The sequence below is a fragment of the Parasphingorhabdus sp. genome, from assembly GCF_039982395.1.
Lineage (GTDB): Bacteria > Pseudomonadota > Alphaproteobacteria > Sphingomonadales > Sphingomonadaceae > Parasphingorhabdus.
Window position 1 is genome coordinate 40,335 of sequence record NZ_JBDWYO010000007.1, and the last position, 17,990, is coordinate 58,324.

The following is a 17,990-nucleotide window of genomic DNA, read 5'->3' on the forward strand; positions in this document are numbered from 1 at the left end:
CGTAAGAGATTTTTGAGGGACAATATCATGCGTAAATCCACCGTCGCCATCAGCCTTGTTTCGCTGGCCAGCTTGACCGCCTGCGGCTCCAGTGGGCTGTTTGACCGCGACCGGCCCGATGAATTTGCCGTGTCTCGCCAGCCACCGCTGGTGATCCCGCCCGATTTTACGCTGACCCCGCCAAAGCCCGGTGAGCCCCGCCCACAGTCCGGCGGTTTGCAGCAGCAAACGCTGGAAGCACTATTCGGCGGCCCTCAAGCGCGCAGCGTTACCGAATCCGCTGTTGTCGGTCTGGCCGGTGGTTCTGATGCCGGCATTCGCACCTCGGTTGGCGATCCAGGGACCTTCACGGTCGACAAAGGCAGCGTAACCCGCGACATCATCGCCGCACCGGAAGGCGACGGACAAAACGCACAGGCCGCAACGCCGGATTGAACCCGCCGGACGAGGCCTATGCTCGTCCGCCAACAAGAATTGACTCTCTAATTTTGTAGCGGAATTGCAATGACCTTGGTTCTTGCATTTTCGCCGCGAACAATCGCGAGCGATGTCTTCGGCAATCCCAGTGCTTTTGACAACAGTTTCAAAACGGCCGAATTGGCCTTTCCATTCTCCGGAACGGCGGTAACGCGGACGAGCAAAATACCGGAAGGTCCGTTTGTTCTTGGCATGCCAATGCTATTCTCTCCCGCATTGGGCGTTACTTTGACGGTCAACTCGCCGCCACTCACAAGCGACAATAAATCATCAAGAGGCGGGAACGCAGTCTTTTTTGCCATTTTCCTAGCCCGGATCTGCTGTCCCCTTCCCCCTATGAGAGAAGGGTAGAGACTTAGTGGCGGAAATGGCGCATCCCGGTGAACAGCATCGCGAGACCGGCTTCATCCGCCGCTGCAATCACTTCATCATCCCGGATAGAACCACCCGGCTGAATGACCGCTGTCGCGCCCGCTTCGACCGCGGCCAGCAAGCCGTCGGCGAAGGGGAAGAACGCATCCGATGCAACCGCAGACCCCAACGTCCGTGTCTCGCTCCAGCCTGCTTTTTCTGCCGCGTCCTTGGCTTTCCATGCAGCGATGCGCGCGGATTCGAGCCGGTTCATCTGACCAGCACCAACACCCGCTGTCGCCCCGCCCTTGGCATAGACAATCGCATTGGATTTCACATGTTTGGCGACCGTCCAGGCGAACAGGCAATCGGTCATTTCCTGCTCGCTCGGCTGGCGCTTGGTGACGCATTTCAGATCATCGCGGGATATCTGGCCATTGTCGCGAGACTGGAGCAGAAAACCACCGGCAATGGATTTGAAACCCATGCCACCGCGCGCCGGATCGGGAAGCTCCCCGGTCAGCAGCAAGCGCAGGTTCTTCTTCTTGGCGAAAATAGCCTTGGCGTCGTCATCGGCGCTCGGCGCGCAGACGACCTCCGTAAAGATTCCGGTCATAGCTTCTGCCGCAGCGCCGTCCAGCGGACGGTTGACCGCGATGATGCCGCCGAATGCCGAGACGCTATCGCAAGCCAGAGCTTCTTTATAAGCGTCGACAATATTGTCTGCGCTGGCAACGCCACAAGGATTGGCATGTTTGACGATGACCACAGTGGGCGGACCGTCACGAAATTCGCTGACCAGTTCCAGGGCCGCATCGGCATCGTTATAATTATTGTAGCTCAAAGCCTTGCCTTGCAGCTGCTCCGCCTGGGCAATGCCGCTGGCAGACGGGCCGTTGGGCAGATAGAGCGCCGCGCTTTGATGCGGATTCTCGCCATAGCGCAGTTCGACAGGCTGACTCATGGTAAGAGGCAGCGAATCGGGGAACATCTTGCCCTGATCGGCAAAGCCAAACCACTGGGCAATCATGCTGTCATAGCTGGCGGTTGCGGCAAAGGCCTTCGCCGCCATGTTTTTGCGGAAGGCCAGCGACGTGCCGCCGCCATTCTGCTGCAGCTCGGTCAACAGAGTCGCATAATCGGATGGGTCGGTGACGATCGTCACAAAATCATGGTTTTTCGCCGCGCTGCGCACCATCGATGGACCACCGATGTCGATATTCTCGATAATCTCGTCGCGTTCCGCGCCTTTGGCGACGGTTTGCGCGAAAGGATAGAGGTTGACGATCACCAGATCGATTCCGGCAATATCATGCTCTTCCATCGATGCCACATGACCAGCATCATCACGCCGCGCCAGCAAGCCGCCATGGACTTTGGGGTGCAGGGTCTTGACCCTGCCATCCATCATTTCCGGAAAATTGGTCACGTCACTAATATCTGCAACTTCGAGACCGGCTTCGCGCAAGGCCTTGGCTGTGCCGCCCGTCGAGATTAGCGCAACGCCCATGGACGCCAATTGCTTGCCGAGATCGGCCAGTCCGCTCTTGTCCGAAACCGACAATAATGCGCGTTTGATTTTGATATTTTCCGTCATGTCTACCCCATATGTTTGAGCAGCCAGCCGGTGGCGCCGCCACCTCTGCCCACTGCTCCCGTAATCACCATCTGCTTGACCTCATGGCCTATACCCATGCCGTCGACCCAGACACTTTCTTCCAATTGAATTTGACCGCTCGTCGAACGGAACTGCCACAAATTCCCATCCTTCAAGCGCAAGAGCACGCCCTTGCCTTCCGAGATCAGATCGCTTTCGATATCGGGCCCGAGATGGAAGCGCAGCGCAAAAGGAAAGTCCTCTTTACGACGCCGGCGCTTCTTGCCATCGGGGATCAGCATATCTTCGCCGCGCAATTCCAGACCGTCGGAGCGCTGCAACAACAGGCGCTTGTGGATCAGTCCGAACCGGCGGGCATAGCCATCATGGCTGGCCTCCAGCCTCGTGGCATTTTCGACATCACGGCGGAACAATTCCACCTCGCTGACGCCACGGCCAAGCTTGCCATCCGCCAGGATCGAAGTGCTGTTGCTATCGGCAATGCACAAAGTGCTGTGCGCAGCGGTGGTCCGCAGACCGCGTGCCAAGGCCGCCGGTATCGTCGCCCCGACCAATCCAGCGCCGCCGCAATTGCTGATGATACGGCAATCGCCATTGGAAAATTCAAAGGACAATGTGGAGGCGCAGCCGGCAACAGCCATGCGCGCAATAGGCGGCGGTGCTGCGTCGAGCACCAGCACGGAACGACCAGAAGACACTCGCTGATAGCCCCATTCCCGCGCCTGACGCAGCGGCCTTGCGCGGACGCCGCTGGCTTCGACCACTTGCGCCACTTGCTCGGCCGATGTCGCGCCGCTGCCCTGCCAATTGCCGAGCGTTCCGTCAAAATGGGTGAGCGCGGTGAGCGGCGGCACCGCTTTGTTGAGCGCTTCCTGAAGAAAGGGCGGCGCATCGACTTTGCGCGCCAGATAGACTTGTTTCAGCATCGATAGCAGGATCACCGAATCCATCTGGTTGAGCGGCGAGCGCGATACGGTGCCGCCATCGGCAAAGAAAAACTCGCCCATCGCTTTTTCAAGCCCCGCTTCGCCGACAATCTGACGGACGCGGCCTTCGGGCAACAGCAAGGAGGCGGCAACCACTCCGCTCCACGCCACCAGCCGCCCGAGGCTGGAATTGGCCTTGTCGGCAGTCCGGTCCAGATGGCGCGCCGTTCGCGCGATATTGTTGAGCATCTTCGAGCGGTAAATCAGATCGCTCGATGAAAGAATCAACGGCGCGTGGCTCGCCCAGATCAGCAACCGCCAGCCGCAATTGTCTGGCCGCCAAGCGGGCTGGCGAATGACGCTGCCATTGGCATCCAGCCACTCACTGATCAGCTTCTCCGCCACTGGTACAGCCTGATCGCGGGAGGCAGCCGTATCGAGATCGCGCAGCCACTGGAAACGGTGCACATAATCTTCAAATTGCGGCGGCAGTTTGAGATCGGCGAAATCAATTTTCTCGTGTTTTTTCTTGAGACCGCGAAACAGGAAGTATCCAGCCCGCACCGCCATGCCCTGCACCCGATCGCCATCGACAGGATCAACCGGCACCGCCAGCAAGCGCAAGGGCAATTTTCCGGATAGGCGCAACCGGTGCATCGGCATGCGCCAAGTCATCCGGTAATAGAGCATCGTCGCCTGCTCGGCGAGCGACTGACCACGATCCTTGTCATGGCGCAGCGTTAAGCTGCGGCCTTCCCCTGCGGCATCATTTTCGTCATGGGTCGCGGGTCCATCCGGGTCACTATCGCCCAGATCAAGCCGGTCAGGCTTGTCGGTGCTCATTCACCCCTCAGGCCGCTGATATTACTCGCATAATGATCCGGTCCGCCCCGGAATGTCGCTGTCCCGGCCACCAAAGTGTCGGCACCGGCGGCTATCGCCTTGGGCGCTGTCGTGAAATCAATTCCGCCATCCACTTCCAGCCGGATATCCTTGCCGGTTGCGGTGATCCGTTTGCGGATCTCTTCAACCTTGCGCAGCTGGCTGTCGATAAAGCTCTGACCGCCAAAGCCGGGGTTGACGCTCATCACCAATATGAGGTCGAGATCATCGATCAGATAATCGAGAATGTCTAGCGGCGTCGCCGGGTTCAGCACAAGCCCGGCCTGTTTGCCGAGCGACTGGATGGTTTGCACCGTGCGATGCGGGTGCGCACCGGCTTCCGGATGGAACGAAATAATGTCAGCGCCCGCATCGGCAAAAGCTTCAAGATATTGGTCAACCGGAGAAATCATCAAATGGACATCAAAGGGCTTGGCGCTGTGCGGTCGCAGCGCTTTGACCACAGCGGGCCCGATCGTAATATTGGGGACAAAATGGCCGTCCATCACATCGACATGGATCCAGTCACAACCGGCTTTGTCGATGGCCTGCACCTCTTCACCCAATCGGGCAAAATCGGCGGAAAGAATGGATGGGGCGATACGGATATTGTCGGACATAGCTCTTCCTTAGACTGCGGCTGGCTCTAGAATTTTTGACCGGCGCAAGCAAGCCGTGTGTCAAGCCAAACCACAGTCCCTTGTGGACAAAATGGGGACAGGTTCACAATATATAGAAAATCAGCTTTTTCGGATCAACCGCGCGACGAAAAATCCGTCGACATGGCCCTGTTCCGCAAGCGTTGTCGGCAAGGTGCGCACACAACCTTCCTTCGTCGGAACAAGCTCCTCGGGCAATTCGCTCGCAGCCACAGGATCGATGGAAAAATCATCCCGACGCTCCAAAAACGCTTCGATCTGATCCTCGCCTTCTTCCGGTTCCAGCGAACACACCGCATAGACCAATATCCCACCGGGTTTCACATTGGGCGCAGCGCGATCAATCAAGACCCGTTGGACCTCGGCACGGTCGGCAATCTGATGGCTACTGATACAATGCAACACATCGGGGTGACGGCGATAAATACCGGTGGCGCTGCACGGCGCATCAAGCAAAACCGCATCGGCGCGCTCCGCCGGCTTCCATTGCATCAGGTCGGCGATCACTTCTTCTGCCTGCAGACCGGTTCGCTTGAGGTTTTCCTGAAAGCGCTCCATCCGTTTGGCATTATTATCGACCGAAACCACGTTCCAGCCAGCGCTCGCCAACTGCATTGTCTTGCCGCCGGGCGCGGCGCAAAGATCGAGGACCGTCCGCCCCTTGCCCTCACCCAACAGACGCGCCGGAATTGACGCGGCCAGATCCTGCACCCAGAATTGACCGTCATCAAAGCCATCCAGTTCGGTGACTGGAAGAGATGGAAGCATCCGGAGATGTTTCGGGGCCAACGGAACCCCCTCTAACCCCCCGACATCAGCAGATTTGAAACTGAGATCGAGTGCAGCCGGCTTGGCCCAGGCTTGCGACGCTGCATTGGCGACATCTTCGCCCCAATGGCTGGTCCAGCGGTCCAGCGTCTCTCCCGGAATCTCTGGAAATTCCGGCAATTTCAAGTCGCCCGATTCCACGCCGCGCATCACGGTCGAGAACACGCCATGCACCAAACGGCGCGGTCCGCCATGGACCAGCGGCAAGGCTGTGGCGATCGCGGCATGTTGCGGGGTTTCCAATATCAACACCTGCGCTAGCGCGATCCGAAGCGCCATCCGCGCCTTGGCATCATCGGCAAGACGGTTGCGGGTCGCACTGTCGATCATCGCGTCCAACGCGCTCATCCAGCGCAGGACATTGGCGGCAATATTATGGGCCAGCGACTTGTCAGACGGATTGGACAATTTGCCGGTAGCCGAAGGCATCGCCTGATCAATCGTCTCGCCGCGCCGACAAACAGCGTCCAGCAGACGAATGGCCGACTGGCGTGTGGCGAGGCCGGGGGTCTTGTTACTGGGTTGGTTCATTATTCTATTCCGCAATCGCTTGGTCCGCAAAGCCGGGACGCGCGCAAACCGGATGGTCCGCGCTGCCGCACCGCATAGACGCTCCCGCGTTTCGATCAAGCTTTTGGATAGAATCCGCACGGGAAGAGCAGCAGCATAAGTCTGTTTTCGACTCTGCCCATAAAGCGTTCATCGCCAATACCAATAGTTGGGATATTTTCCCACTATTCGACATCTAGCAAAATTTCCTTCGCGCGGAATTTTCACCATATCATTGAAATATATAGATAAATCAAAACTGGCACGGCCTGTGCAAAGCTATGGACATCTTCGCTAACAACAACAGCGAAGCCCAAATTTGAAACCAAAAGGAAATCAAAATGTCGAACGCAAACATCCAAAACCAAGTCATCGCCGCTTTTGCCGCTCTTTTCTCCGCAGCCGTTTTTGTTGGTGCCAGCGTTGGCCCAGCCGCTCAAGCCGCTTCGTTGATCGCATAATCACAACCCAATTCTAAGGAACCCCCATCATGTTTTCACTCTCTTCCAACAGCATCGCCGCCGCTTTCGCCGCCATGATCTCATCCGCCATCTGCGTCATGGCCGCCGTCGGACCAGCCGCAAACAATGCGGCCTCCACTTTGGTTTGAATCAAAACGGTTTTGACCAGAAGCGGAACAACAATGACCATATTGGTCCTCGGAGCCACCGGCGCCACCGGCAGATTGCTAGTCCAATATCTGCTCGAACGTAGTAAACATGTCCGGATCATTGTTCGTTCAAAGGAAGCTTTGCCGAAGGATTTGCTCGCGCACGACAATCTCTCGGTGACCGAAGCGAGTCTTTTGGACTTGAGCGATGCCGCGATAACGGAACAGGTAACCGGATGTGATGCGATTGTATCTTGCCTGGGCCATAATATGACGTTCAAAGGAATGTTCCTCCCGCCGCGCCGTCTAGTAACCGATGCGACACGCCGGCTTTGCGAAGCTGCGGCGGCCGTAAAACCGGCGACACCTATCCGATTTGTGCTGATGAACACGAGCGGAAACAGCAATCGCGATCTCGATGAGCCACTATCATCGGCTCAAAAAATCGTGCTCGCGCTCATTCGGACCCTGGTGCCTCCCCATGCCGACAATGAAGCCGCTGCCGATTATCTGCGAACAGAAATTGGTCAGCAAGACGCGGCGATCGAATGGACCGCCGTACGCCCAGACGGCTTGATTGACGCGCCGGAAGCAACGCCATTCGAAGTCCATCCCTCACCGATCAGAAGTGCAATCTTCGATGCCGGCCAAACAAGCCGCATGAATGTGGCCAGCTTCATGGGCGATCTCGTCATTGAAGATGACATTTGGGCACAATGGAAGGGCCAGATGCCAGTCATCTATAATGTAGAAGACTAGCTTCTCTAGCGCGTCGGATCCAAAGCGCTCGGTTTGCGCAGGCGACCCATATCACCCAGTTCATCAGGCCGGTTTGACCAACCGCCCGAGCCTCCCCCAGAGCCTCCACCTGAACTGCCAACATGTGCGATTTCTTCCAGCTTGGCGATCCGGTCTTCGGTCGCCGGATGGGTCGAGAACATCTGCCGCACCCCGGCTGGCACAATATAGAGTTGCGCGGCAGCCGGATTGCGCTGGGCAATCGGATTGGGAATAAGCGCCGCTTCCCCAGATATTTTGGCCAGAGCAGACGCCAGCGACAGCGGCTTGCCGCTAATCTGGGCCGCTGCTGCATCCGCGCCAAATTCGCGGGTCCGGCTGATCGCCATTTGCACGATCATCGCTGCGAACGGTGCAATCAAAACTGCCATGATCCCGGCCAAACCGCGATTGCCGCGAAAGAACATTCCGAAATTGGCGAGCATCGACACCGCACCGGCAATGGTTGCGACCATCGTCATGATCAACGTATCGCGGTTTTTTACATGGCCAAGCTCGTGCGCCATCACGCCTTCTATTTCGTCATGGTTGAGCATATTGAGCAAGCCAGTGGTTGCGGCGACCGCCGAATGCTCGGGATCCCTGCCAGTCGCAAAGGCATTGGGTTGCGGTTGATCGACAATATAGACTTTCGGCATCGGCAATTGCGCACGCTGTGCGAGGCTTTTGACCATATTGTAGAATTCCGGATGGCTGGTTGAATCCGCCTCCACGGCATTGTGCATTTTCAGCACGATCTTGTCGGCATTCCAATAAGTGAACAGGTTCATCCCCGCCGCGACAAGCAGCGCCAATATCGCGCCGCGCGGGCCTCCCAGAGAAAAGCCCATGACCATGAACAGCGCCGTCAACGCCGCCAAAAGCATAGTCGTCTTCATGAAATTCATTGCCTGCTCTCGCTTGATTATATTTGCCTTAGCTTCAATATAGGGGCGGAAGCGATAGGATTCAAATTGGCGAACAGGCAAAATATGACCGAAAGCGATAGAAAACCAGGCGAACGCCCTGCCCATGTGAAGGCGCCCGCGCATCTTTCGCCAAGCAAACCCGTGCCGAAGCCTGATCCCCTCGAAAGGGCGGACGAGGCTGCCGAGAAAAAAGGGCCTACCCGCTACGGCGATTGGGAACATAAGGGCATAGCGGTCGACTTTTAACGCACAGCGCTATCAAGGGAGATCAAGAAACTCCGCGATTGCATGTGCCGCTCGCTCCGACGGCGGCGTTGCGTCATCCATATCAAAGGACCGCGCAAAGGCTTGCGATTGCGCCTTTCTATAAGATGCCGGTAGCGGCGAAACCGCCTCCAATGCTGTACCGAGGCCGCTTATATCATCCAGCACCGGACCGAAGTTCCAATGGTCGTAATTGGCATTGCCCTGCCACTGGGCATCATGGGAATTGAGGAAGATGGCGGGCCGGGGCTGTTGGATATATTCGTAAATCTGGCTGCTCACGTCGCCAAGATAGACATCGGCTGCCCGCGTATAGGTCATGTCGACACTATATTCGCTGCCGGTATCGATATGAATATGGTTGAGCTTGTCGTAGCGCGGATCGATATTCTTGCGGAACCGGAGCAAACGGTGCTCGACCGAAGCCAAAATCTTGCGCTGGAACAGCATGACATGTGGTGCGACAATCAGATTATAGTCGGTCTGCTGCGCGAAATAGGCGAGTATCTGTTCGCCGAAACGGAACCAGGACGACAGCAACGGATCAAAATGCGGATTGTAGAGCACGGTCGGCTTGTCATTGTCGAACAATTTGACGGGCGGTCGCGCGCCAAAGGCTTCGAATTTGGGATAGCCGACGATGCTGTGATTGTCGGAGCGGATGACCCCCGCCGCCAGCATCCGGTCGCGGGTCTTTTCGCCGGGCAGCAACACATAGTCGAACCGTTTGATGTCCGGCGAGAAACCGATCGATCGATCCCCTGCCCCATGGGGAAAGAATATCAGTTGGGGGCGCGCGCTCTGGCCATTTTTCTTCAAGAAGGTTGTCGTCGTCTCCGGCACGACAAGCGCATCAAAATGCCGGAACAATGGGGTGGCACGCTTCAAACTGCTGAGCCGGTTGAGCGGCACCATATTGCCCAACAACGCCTCAACCGCCCGGCTCCAGCCGCTAGGACTAATCGACCAGAAAGCCGGCAGGGGGCAAGCGGGATCCAGAAATGCACGCACCGCGTCTGCCTGCCGGTCGCTGGAGGTAATGATCTCTACGCGCTCGGTCGGGGCCCGCCGCTGGAGCGCGGAAATAATCGGCGCAATATGGGCGACCTGATGCAATTCGTCATGATTGAACAAGAAGCCTATACGCTTGGGGTCTCTAGATGAATCGGCGCTCATAATCATTCCATCGCAAGTCCGCCCTCATAGCTCTTCGGGCGCAGGCGAACCAATTGCGCCACGGCATGTCCTTGGACAAATATGGGAGAAAAGTCTACGGCACTTCCCTCGCCGTCCCCGGTCACCAGACCCGGCATTGCCCAGCGCCGCTTTGCAAAAGCCTTCGCTGCGGCTAACAGGCGGCACAAGCATCCGGTTTTCGCAGGAAGCTTTGGAATAGAATAAGGACCGCCGTGACCCCTGTTGAAATCCCCGAAATATCGTCCGGCGCAGGACAATCCGATCAGCATCCCCTGTGGACCGCGATCATATTGGCGGGCCAGAGGCCGGAAGGCGACCCGATGGCCGTCCATTGTAACGTCCAGTATAAGGCCCTGATTCCAATCGACGGGCAGACGATGCTCGAGCGGGTGGCGCGCACTCTGCTCGCCTCGCCCTCTATCGGTAGGATTGTTGTCTTGGCCCAATCTCCCGAAGACCTGCAGGCTGGCCTTCCTCCCGAACTGACAAACAATGCCGCGTTGCGCTTTGCCAGATCCACCGACGGCATCGCTACCAGCATCCACGATGTGATCGGCACCGATCGCGCACCTTGGCCGGTGCTGGTGACCACCGCCGACAATGCACTGTTGACCAGAGACATTGTGGACAGCTTCTTCCAAGGCCATGACGGACAAGATGTCGCGGTCGGCGTGGTCGAGCGCCAGACGATGCTATCCGCCTACCCCGATGCCCGCCGGACCTGGCTGAAATTCCGGGGTGGTGCCTATAGCGGTGCCAATCTCTTCGCCCTGCACAATGCAGCGGCCAAACCCGCCGTCGCCTTTTGGTCGGCGGTCGAAAAAGATCGCAAAAAGGGCTGGAAAATCTTCGCCCATTTCGGTCCCTGGCTATTGCTGCGCGCGCTCACCCGGACGATCGGTTTCAAAGACGCAATGGCGCAGGCAGGCCACCGCATGGCGCTGCGGGCCGAGCCGATTATCTTGCCGATTGCGGAAGCAGCGATTGATGTGGACAAGCCAAGTGATCTGGAACTGGTAACCGGGATTTTGGAGCGGCGCGAGGGTTAGGCTGCGCGGGCTTGAAGACAAAAAACAGCGTCTGCATCATCGGCAAAAGCGGGCTTCAGGAATTGCGAATATAGTGTAACCCCTGAAAGGCGCCTTATCAGAGCATTATCTGATCGCTAAACAATCTGCCGAATGGCTGCAATCGCGATATCAACAACATTGATTTGCAGGGATGTCTCATCCACTTCCTTTGGAAATTCTCCGTGGCTTTTGAGCGAAGCAAAACCGTGAATGACCGACCAGCATGCCGATGCAGCTTCCAGCCGTTTGTCTTCCGGGAGCCCCGGTGCAGCCGCCGCTACCATTTTCACGAAAAGGACGAAGGATGGCGAGTCATCGCTTGAACTAATGGACGTCGCACTGAATTTTCCATTGCTCTCGAAGACAAGCTGAAAAAGACCCGGACGATCCGCCGCGAAAGCCAGATAGGCATGACAGGCTCTGCGCAGCCTCTCTTTCGGGCTTGCCGCCAGATCCGCAGCCTCCTGATAGGCGAGCATCAGTTCGTGTAAGCCGCCATCTATAAGCTCCTGCAGCAGCGCCTCTTTATTTTTGAAATGGCGATAAGGCGCCGATTGCGAGACGCCGGCTCGCGTCGACAGGTCCCGCAAAGAAAGCTGGTCGACACCGCCTTCGTTCAACACACTATGCCCGGCTTCAATCAGCGTATGGCGCAAATCGCCATGATGAAATTTCTCTCGTTGCGCCATGGCCGCGATTTGACACCGGCCGCCAATGATGTCAATGTAATAGCCGAACACATTGAGGATGAATATTGATGACAAGCGAAATTGACGGCAAGACTTGGACATTGGAAGATGCACGCAAGCAATATGACGAAGATGGTGCAACTGTTCTCAGAGGCGTGATCGATCCGGAATGGATTCAGAAGCTCACAGCCGGTGCAGAACCTCTTCAATCCAAAGGCGCGCCATCAACCGTCGAGTTCAGTCGACCGGGCGAAGGCCGTTTTTTCCAAGACAGTTTTGGATGGGTACGCATTGAAGAATATAAAGACTTTCTATTCAAATCCGATATTGCCGAACTTGCGCGCGACATGATGCAATCCGAGATGGTGCGTTTCTTCTATGATCAGACCTTGGTGAAGGAACCCGGCACGCCCAAAAAGACTCCTTGGCATCAAGACTATGCCTATTGGCCCGCCAACGGCGAACAAATCATATCCTTCTGGATCCCGCTGGATGCAGCAACGCCTGAGACCGGGGTCGTGACCTATGTCAAAGGATCCCACAAATGGAATTCCTATATCCCGGTCGAAGGCTGGTCAGACAATAATGCAGCCGGCGCCGAGATATTCGGAGACACTAGCGACTTGCCGCCAGAGGCCCTGGTGGAGCGTTCCGGCGAAAATCCGAAAGGAAAGCAGTTGCGGACACTGGCTGATATTCGTGACCATCCGGAAAAATATGATCTGTTAAGCTGGGATGTGGAACCGGGTGACGTGTTGATTCATCATAGCCACACCATCCATGGCGCCCCGGGCAATCTTTCCGCCGACAAACGGCGCAGAGCGATCTCCTTCCGGTTTTTTGGCGATGGCGTGACCTGGGACGAGACGCGTCCGCATTTCATGAGGATAATCAAGAAAAATGCTCCGCATTTTCCTTATCCCGAACATGAGACAGGCGATCCAATCACAGCCCCGATTTTCCCGGTTCTTTGGCCAAAAATGGCAGGCAAGCCATAGACAGGAGCCCGGGTGCTTCGGCTAGACAAGCCATTGGCTTTTGGAATCCTAGCGTCCGCTTTGGGCGCAAAAGCGGACAGTTATACTCTGGCAAACGCCAATTTAATCCGGCGGATTATGTTTACGCAAAAAAGCCTCGAGACGGGTGTACCAATCAATCTCGTTGGCACGGTCGGAAAAACCATGACCTTCATCCTCGTAAACCTTCACGTCTACAGGAATGTTAGCTTTCTGTGCAGCCTTCACCAAACGTTTGTACTGGCTAAAGGGAACATTGCTGTCTTCATCACCATGTGTCAGCAGCAAAGGCCGTTTCAGTTTGGCGATCTGCTGGACGGGTGAAACGCTATCCAGATCAAAATCCCCACCACCCTGAACGGTTTCTTTCCATTCTTTTGCGTAGCGGCTGCGGAAAAAACGCTTGTCATATTTCAGTTGTTTCTCCCAGTCGGTCACTCCCGCAAAACTGGCGGCGCACCGATAACGATCTGGATTGCGAATGGCACCCCAGATGGAGGCGTAACCCCCATAGGAAGCCCCGACCAAACAGACCCGTTTAGGATCGGCAAAGCCTTGTTCAACCAACCAATCCATCCCATCATCAAGATCATCTTGCATGGCTCGACCGATTTGACCTTCACCTTTCGTATAAAAGTCTTCGCCATAGCCTCCCGAACCGCGAAAATTTGGCCGGAACACGGCATATCCAAGATTGGCAAGAAACTGCACTTCTGCATTATAGTCCCAGGCATCGCGGACATCATAAGGCCCACCATGCGGCAATATGATAAGCGGTAAGTTCTTATCCTCCCTGCCTTTGGGCAGTGTCAGATAGGCCTTTATTTTCAACCCATCCCGAGCTGCATATTCCACATATTTTGTCGATGCCATTTTTGCAGGATCTATCGAGTCATTTATGCCTCCAATGCGATCGAGCTTTTTCGCATCTGGCTTGAATAGATAGTAGCTGCCGGGATCTACAGACGACGTGGTGTAGATGATCATCTTTTTTCGATCTCTACTTCGCGACTGGATCCAAACTTCTTGTCCTTTTAGGGCTTTTTCGAGGCTGCTTTGTATCTTTTTAAGGTCTTCATCGAACCAGACGATGCGATCCCGAGAATCGGTATAGCGCGCTGATAATAGATTTGTGCCATCTTCACTCAAACGATAATTGGAAATGTCATTCTCGGGATGGCCAAGCACCATCTTGCCAAGCGCGCGCGTACGATAGTCAAATTCATACAGCGCAAATCGTCCCGTTTCCTTGTTGGAAAGAACATAGCCAGTATCGCTACCCGCTGTGATACCTTCTATATCAAGCAGACTCTCTTCCCGCTCTTCATCGCTGTCTTTGTCACGCAATTTGCTGATAAGCGCAAATTTTTGATCGGCATTGCTGCGATAATATATGTCTAATCCTGTGCTACGAAAAGAAATTCCCATTCTGACGACTCCGGCATCATCCGCGAGCCAGCGCCAGATTTTCTTCTGGGGATAGACAACAATCGAGACATCATTGTCAGTCAAACCAACCCGGTAGACGGTTGGATATTCTGTTGAACTGGCTTGAATCGACTGAAGCAAATATTCGCCATCGGGGTCAACATATAGGGCATTGTCACCATCGGCCACCGTTTGCCATCGGCCGACGGACTGGAAACTTTCCTTCTTAATGTCATATGCGAATAAAGATGAGCGCCAATACTCCCTTGATCCGCGCTTCAGAACTCCCCGGACGCTCATAAGAATCTTGCTATTCCCGGCCCACCGGTACCACTTTAAGGTGTTGTTCTCGGGAACTTTGATACGTTCAATTTGGCCAGTTTCGAGCGCTTTGATTGTAAGAGTTTTGTGTGTCCCTATGTGCTCCCTATATACCATCTTTAAACCATCAGGTGACAATATGGGACGGATCATTTGTCCCGGCGCTGCGAATGTTTCGGGAGGGATCAGCTCTGGTGGTTTAGCAGGCTGGCTCTTGATCGAATTTGCATCGTTTTGAGCGAAAACAACCGTGCTCGAACAAGCAAAGATGCCAAAGGCCGCCAACATTCTAAAAAATAGTCGCATAAGGCCCTCTGTTTATTCCAAATTTTCTAATCATTGTCCTAGTCTATGGCTAGTCTTGAGCTCGTGCTTCCAGGACGTTGCGAACAACATACTAATATCTGATTTCGGGATCAAGTTGTCACAACCCTGCGCTGACATTCCGAAGGCGTTGGAAGACAATCCGCCGGATCGTCATTTTTCTGGAAAATGGAGCGGGCGAACAGATTCACTCATTAGCATAAATAGTGAAAGCCCCGGTTTAACGAGGAACCAAGCAAATTTACTTCTGTCCGCTGTGGGCGCGAAAGCTAACAATTCTATCAGCTAGAAAAGTGCTGTAATTTTGAATCCAAAATATCGGGAATTAATGCTTCAACTGCCCCATTGTTCTTATGCCAAATAATGTAGGTATAATCCCATTCCTCAGTAATCACACATTCCATCTCGGGGATTACATACTTTGAAAATTGGGAAGCATCCTTATTCATAGATTGGGTATGCGAAGACAATGTTCGCACGATTTCGGTCGAAAACGAAACTGTGCCCTCGTTGCAATCTACTAGTCCTGTTTTATATTTTTGAGAAATGGAAGAGATAAACGAGTTAAACCTGGACCATTCCTCCTCAGTAACTTGATCTAGTAAATGGCAATCTGCTTTTCCCAACCACCCAGACCACAGGGAAATATACTCCTTCTCGAATATTGATTTTACTTCCCAACCATCAAAATACTGATCAAACATATTTCATCGAATAATTGCGTCTATCTTCCAGTGCAAGCACAAGTGCTCTCTATTGAAAAACGGTTATTGGGACCGATTCGAGAGACTGGTGAGCGCAGTCTTGCTGAACGATTCATTGATTTTGCGAAGTTAAGCTGGACGAAACCTAAAAAGGCTGATTTTCAAAGTCATGGAGCGGGCGAAGAGATTCGAACTCTCGACCCCAACCTTGGCAAGGTTGTGCTCTACCCCTGAGCTACGCCCGCTCGGCGTTGCTGCGACACTTGGGTAATCACTTGGTCAGCAGCAGTTGAGGCGCGCGGTTAGCATGGGTTTTTATACCCCGCAAGCCCCAATCATCCTTAACTTCCCTACAAATGCAAAAATATCCTTGGCATTGGCGCGCTGCTCCCCACATAAAGCCCACAAGTTGAACGATTTGAGCGCGAGTCCGAACCACGGTTCCGCGCGGTAACAGGAGCATCAAGTGGCAACAGCAGGACTGACAGTCGAAGAACAGAAAGCGGTAGAAGTCTTCCAGCGGGAGGTCGTGACGCCGAGCATGGACAAGCTCGTGATTCTCGATTTCTGGGCAGAATGGTGCGGGCCTTGTAAAGCCCTGACCCCGATGCTGGAGAAGGTCGCGGCGCAATATGCCGACAAAGGCGTGATTCTCGCGAAGATCAATGTCGACGAAAATAAATTTATCGCCGCCCAGTTTCAGGTGCAGTCGATCCCGACCGTCTATGCGATTTTCCAGGGCAAGCCGGTGGCCGACTTGACCAGCGCGCGGTCCGAAAGCCAATTGACCGGCGCGCTCGACCAGTTGCTGGAAAAGCTGCCGGTGGGCGCCGGAGCCGAACCCGAGCAGGATATCGCGCCTTTGCTCGCCATGGGCGAAGAAGTGTTGGGCGAAGGCGATGCCGAGCGGGCCGCCGGAATTTTCGCGCAGATTGCAGACATGGCTCCGGATAATGTCGAGGCCGTTGGCGGACTGATTCGGTCGCTGGTTGCGGCGGATCATCTGGAACAAGCCGAATCTGCGATCAATGGACTGCCCGAAGAATTGCGCAGCGACCCGGCGATCGAACGGGCCAGCACGACTTTGCAGCTGGCCAAGGACAAACCCGAAGCGGGCGCCCTGGAAGCTCTTGAGGCCGCCGTGGCAGCCAATGACAAAGACCATCAAGCCCGGTTCGACCTTGCCGGCGCGCTGATTGCCACCGGCGACCATGACGCCGCAGCCGGACATTTGTTGACCATCATCGCCGCCGACAAGGACTGGAGCGACGGCGAGGCACGACAAAAATTGCTCTCCTTGTTCGAAATGGTCGGCCTTGAGGATGAATGGGTTGCCGCCACCCGCCGCAAGCTTAGCGCCGTGCTGTTCGGATGAGCGAAACCAAGAGACTCTCGATCTTTCCGTTGTCCGGAGCTTTGCTGTTCCCGGGCATGCATCTGCCTTTGCACATATTCGAGGAACGCTATCGCGCCCTGATCAACGATGCCATGGCGCGTGACCGGCAGATCGGCATGATCCAACCCAAAGAAGCGGGCGATCACCCTGCCCTGTTCAAAGTCGGCTGCGTCGGCAAGATCATCGATATCGAGGCGCTGGACGACGGGCGTTTCAACGTCGTGCTGGAAGGCGTCGCCCGATTCCGGATTGTCGAAGAAATTGATGCCTCCACTGCCTTTCGTCAGGTCCAGGCAGAGATTGAAGATGATCTCGAGTTGGACGAAGTCCTGGCCAGCGCCGAACGCGCCGCGCTGGAAATCGAATCGCGCAAATTTGCCGACCTGCAAGGCTATCAGGTGGACTGGGACAGTATCGGTCGACTCGATGATATGGCCTTCGTCAACGGCATCGCGCAAATTGCGCCTTTCGACGCAGCGTCAAAACAGGCCTTGCTGGAAGTCCAGGGCCTCGCCAACCGCGCCGAGCTGATTATCCAGCTGTTGCAGTTTTTCGGCCGGCAAGACGGCGACGATGACCGGGTCACCTTGCAGTGATGACCGAAACACACACGATCGATCCCGAGCTGTTGAAAATATTGGTCTGCCCGGTCACGCGCACGTCCCTTGCTTATAATGCGGAAGCGCAAGAACTAGTCAGCAAGGCCGCTGGTCTGGCCTATCCGATCCGCAATGGCATAGCGGTGATGCTGATCGAAGAGGCCCGCACATTGTAAAAAAGCCGGTTTAAGCGCTGGAATCACCAGAGCCTCGTCCGGCTTCAACCACAATATTTGGAGCACAATATAGCGATCGTTGGCTCCAGAAATTCGGAATCCAACGTGAAATCCAGAATCTTATCAACAATCGCCGGCCGAATGTTACCGTAACACACAATGTAACCCCATAATATCGCTACAAAAAACGTACATAGAGA

Annotated in this window: 20 protein-coding genes and 1 tRNA gene; 8 read left to right on the forward strand and 13 right to left on the reverse strand. The window is 55.2% G+C overall.

Annotation, left to right across the window (positions count from 1 at the left end):
• The first annotated feature begins 27 nt into the window (after nucleotides 1–27).
• Nucleotides 28–435: a DUF3035 domain-containing protein gene (locus tag ABJV08_RS15875; RefSeq protein WP_348039919.1), complete on the forward strand. Its 408-nt coding sequence runs from the start codon at nucleotides 28–30 to the stop codon at nucleotides 433–435.
• Nucleotides 436–482: 47 nt separating this feature from the next.
• Here the strand turns inward: ABJV08_RS15875 and ABJV08_RS15880 are convergent, their stop codons facing one another.
• The 6 genes from ABJV08_RS15880 to ABJV08_RS15905 all read right to left on the reverse strand — a co-directional run bounded on the left by ABJV08_RS15880 (nucleotide 483) and on the right by ABJV08_RS15905 (nucleotide 6,941).
• Nucleotides 483–779, reverse strand: a complete 297-nt coding sequence (locus tag ABJV08_RS15880; RefSeq protein WP_348039920.1) for a DUF167 domain-containing protein — start codon at nucleotides 777–779, stop codon at nucleotides 483–485.
• Between the two features lie 53 nt (nucleotides 780–832).
• Nucleotides 833–2,425 (reverse strand): bifunctional phosphoribosylaminoimidazolecarboxamide formyltransferase/IMP cyclohydrolase, encoded by a 1,593-nt coding sequence (gene purH, locus ABJV08_RS15885; RefSeq protein WP_348039921.1) that lies wholly within the window; start codon nucleotides 2,423–2,425, stop codon nucleotides 833–835.
• A gap of 2 nt (nucleotides 2,426–2,427) precedes the next feature.
• Nucleotides 2,428–4,215: a heparinase II/III family protein gene (locus tag ABJV08_RS15890; protein WP_348039922.1), complete on the reverse strand. Its 1,788-nt coding sequence runs from the start codon at nucleotides 4,213–4,215 to the stop codon at nucleotides 2,428–2,430.
• Nucleotides 4,212–4,874, reverse strand: a complete 663-nt coding sequence (gene rpe / locus ABJV08_RS15895) for a ribulose-phosphate 3-epimerase (protein WP_348039923.1) — start codon at nucleotides 4,872–4,874, stop codon at nucleotides 4,212–4,214. The genes ABJV08_RS15890 and rpe overlap by 4 nt, the downstream gene beginning before the upstream one ends.
• Before the next feature lie 120 nt (nucleotides 4,875–4,994).
• Entirely contained in the window at nucleotides 4,995–6,272 is a 1,278-nt protein-coding gene (locus tag ABJV08_RS15900) for an RsmB/NOP family class I SAM-dependent RNA methyltransferase (protein ID WP_348039924.1), read from the reverse strand.
• A gap of 492 nt (nucleotides 6,273–6,764) precedes the next feature.
• Nucleotides 6,765–6,941 carry a hypothetical protein gene (locus ABJV08_RS15905; RefSeq protein WP_348039925.1) on the reverse strand — a complete coding sequence of 59 codons (177 nt, stop codon included), beginning with the start codon at nucleotides 6,939–6,941 and terminating at the stop codon, nucleotides 6,765–6,767.
• Between ABJV08_RS15905 and ABJV08_RS15910 the strand changes: the two genes are divergently transcribed.
• Complete coding sequence (locus tag ABJV08_RS15910; protein WP_348039926.1) at nucleotides 6,934–7,659, forward strand: NAD(P)-binding oxidoreductase; 726 nt, start codon at nucleotides 6,934–6,936, stop codon at nucleotides 7,657–7,659. The genes ABJV08_RS15905 and ABJV08_RS15910 overlap by 8 nt on opposite strands.
• Before the next feature lie 5 nt (nucleotides 7,660–7,664).
• On the opposite strand, the gene ABJV08_RS15915 is transcribed toward ABJV08_RS15910, so the two are convergent.
• Nucleotides 7,665–8,585 (reverse strand): M48 family metalloprotease, encoded by a 921-nt coding sequence (locus ABJV08_RS15915; RefSeq protein ID WP_348039927.1) that lies wholly within the window; start codon nucleotides 8,583–8,585, stop codon nucleotides 7,665–7,667.
• Nucleotides 8,586–8,669: 84 nt separating this feature from the next.
• On the opposite strand from ABJV08_RS15915, the gene ABJV08_RS15920 reads away from it, so the two are divergent.
• Nucleotides 8,670–8,852, forward strand: coding sequence for a DUF1674 domain-containing protein (locus ABJV08_RS15920; RefSeq protein ID WP_348039928.1), 183 nt, complete (start codon nucleotides 8,670–8,672; stop codon nucleotides 8,850–8,852).
• 12 nt (nucleotides 8,853–8,864) lie between these two features.
• Here the strand turns inward: ABJV08_RS15920 and ABJV08_RS15925 are convergent, their stop codons facing one another.
• Both ABJV08_RS15925 and ABJV08_RS15930 read right to left on the reverse strand, forming a co-directional pair.
• A complete protein-coding gene (locus ABJV08_RS15925) occupies nucleotides 8,865–10,046 on the reverse strand; it encodes a hypothetical protein (protein WP_348039929.1) in 1,182 nt (393 codons plus the stop codon).
• Between the two features lie 2 nt (nucleotides 10,047–10,048).
• A complete protein-coding gene (locus ABJV08_RS15930; RefSeq protein WP_348039930.1) occupies nucleotides 10,049–10,183 on the reverse strand; it encodes a hypothetical protein in 135 nt (44 codons plus the stop codon).
• Nucleotides 10,184–10,279: 96 nt separating this feature from the next.
• Between ABJV08_RS15930 and ABJV08_RS15935 the strand changes: the two genes are divergently transcribed.
• Nucleotides 10,280–11,116, forward strand: coding sequence for a nucleotidyltransferase family protein (locus ABJV08_RS15935; protein WP_348039931.1), 837 nt, complete (start codon nucleotides 10,280–10,282; stop codon nucleotides 11,114–11,116).
• Between the two features lie 116 nt (nucleotides 11,117–11,232).
• Here ABJV08_RS15935 and ABJV08_RS15940 read toward each other — a convergent pair whose 3' ends face one another.
• The gene (locus ABJV08_RS15940; protein WP_348039932.1) at nucleotides 11,233–11,826 is read right to left on the reverse strand and encodes a TetR/AcrR family transcriptional regulator; all 594 of its coding nucleotides are present in this window, start codon (nucleotides 11,824–11,826) and stop codon (nucleotides 11,233–11,235) included.
• A gap of 68 nt (nucleotides 11,827–11,894) precedes the next feature.
• Here ABJV08_RS15940 and ABJV08_RS15945 point away from each other — a divergent pair, with 68 nt between their 5' ends.
• Nucleotides 11,895–12,824, forward strand: a complete 930-nt coding sequence (locus ABJV08_RS15945; RefSeq protein ID WP_348039933.1) for a phytanoyl-CoA dioxygenase family protein — start codon at nucleotides 11,895–11,897, stop codon at nucleotides 12,822–12,824.
• 102 nt (nucleotides 12,825–12,926) lie between these two features.
• Here ABJV08_RS15945 and ABJV08_RS15950 read toward each other — a convergent pair whose 3' ends face one another.
• The 3 genes from ABJV08_RS15950 to ABJV08_RS15960 all read right to left on the reverse strand — a co-directional run bounded on the left by ABJV08_RS15950 (nucleotide 12,927) and on the right by ABJV08_RS15960 (nucleotide 15,864).
• Complete coding sequence (locus ABJV08_RS15950) at nucleotides 12,927–14,570, reverse strand: alpha/beta fold hydrolase (protein ID WP_348039934.1); 1,644 nt, start codon at nucleotides 14,568–14,570, stop codon at nucleotides 12,927–12,929.
• 626 nt (nucleotides 14,571–15,196) lie between these two features.
• Nucleotides 15,197–15,619 carry a hypothetical protein gene (locus ABJV08_RS15955; protein ID WP_348039935.1) on the reverse strand — a complete coding sequence of 141 codons (423 nt, stop codon included), beginning with the start codon at nucleotides 15,617–15,619 and terminating at the stop codon, nucleotides 15,197–15,199.
• A gap of 170 nt (nucleotides 15,620–15,789) precedes the next feature.
• Nucleotides 15,790–15,864, reverse strand: a tRNA-Gly gene (locus ABJV08_RS15960).
• Between the two features lie 221 nt (nucleotides 15,865–16,085).
• On the opposite strand from ABJV08_RS15960, the gene ABJV08_RS15965 reads away from it, so the two are divergent.
• From ABJV08_RS15965 to ABJV08_RS15975, 3 genes are read left to right on the forward strand one after another with little or no spacing between them, the layout of a single operon-like run.
• Nucleotides 16,086–16,994: a tetratricopeptide repeat protein gene (locus ABJV08_RS15965; RefSeq protein WP_348039936.1), complete on the forward strand. Its 909-nt coding sequence runs from the start codon at nucleotides 16,086–16,088 to the stop codon at nucleotides 16,992–16,994.
• Nucleotides 16,991–17,611 carry an LON peptidase substrate-binding domain-containing protein gene (locus ABJV08_RS15970; RefSeq protein WP_348039937.1) on the forward strand — a complete coding sequence of 207 codons (621 nt, stop codon included), beginning with the start codon at nucleotides 16,991–16,993 and terminating at the stop codon, nucleotides 17,609–17,611. Before ABJV08_RS15965 ends, ABJV08_RS15970 begins: the two co-directional genes overlap by 4 nt.
• Nucleotides 17,611–17,790: a Trm112 family protein gene (locus ABJV08_RS15975; protein ID WP_348039938.1), complete on the forward strand. Its 180-nt coding sequence runs from the start codon at nucleotides 17,611–17,613 to the stop codon at nucleotides 17,788–17,790. Before ABJV08_RS15970 ends, ABJV08_RS15975 begins: the two co-directional genes overlap by 1 nt.
• Nucleotides 17,791–17,990 lie beyond the last annotated feature (200 nt).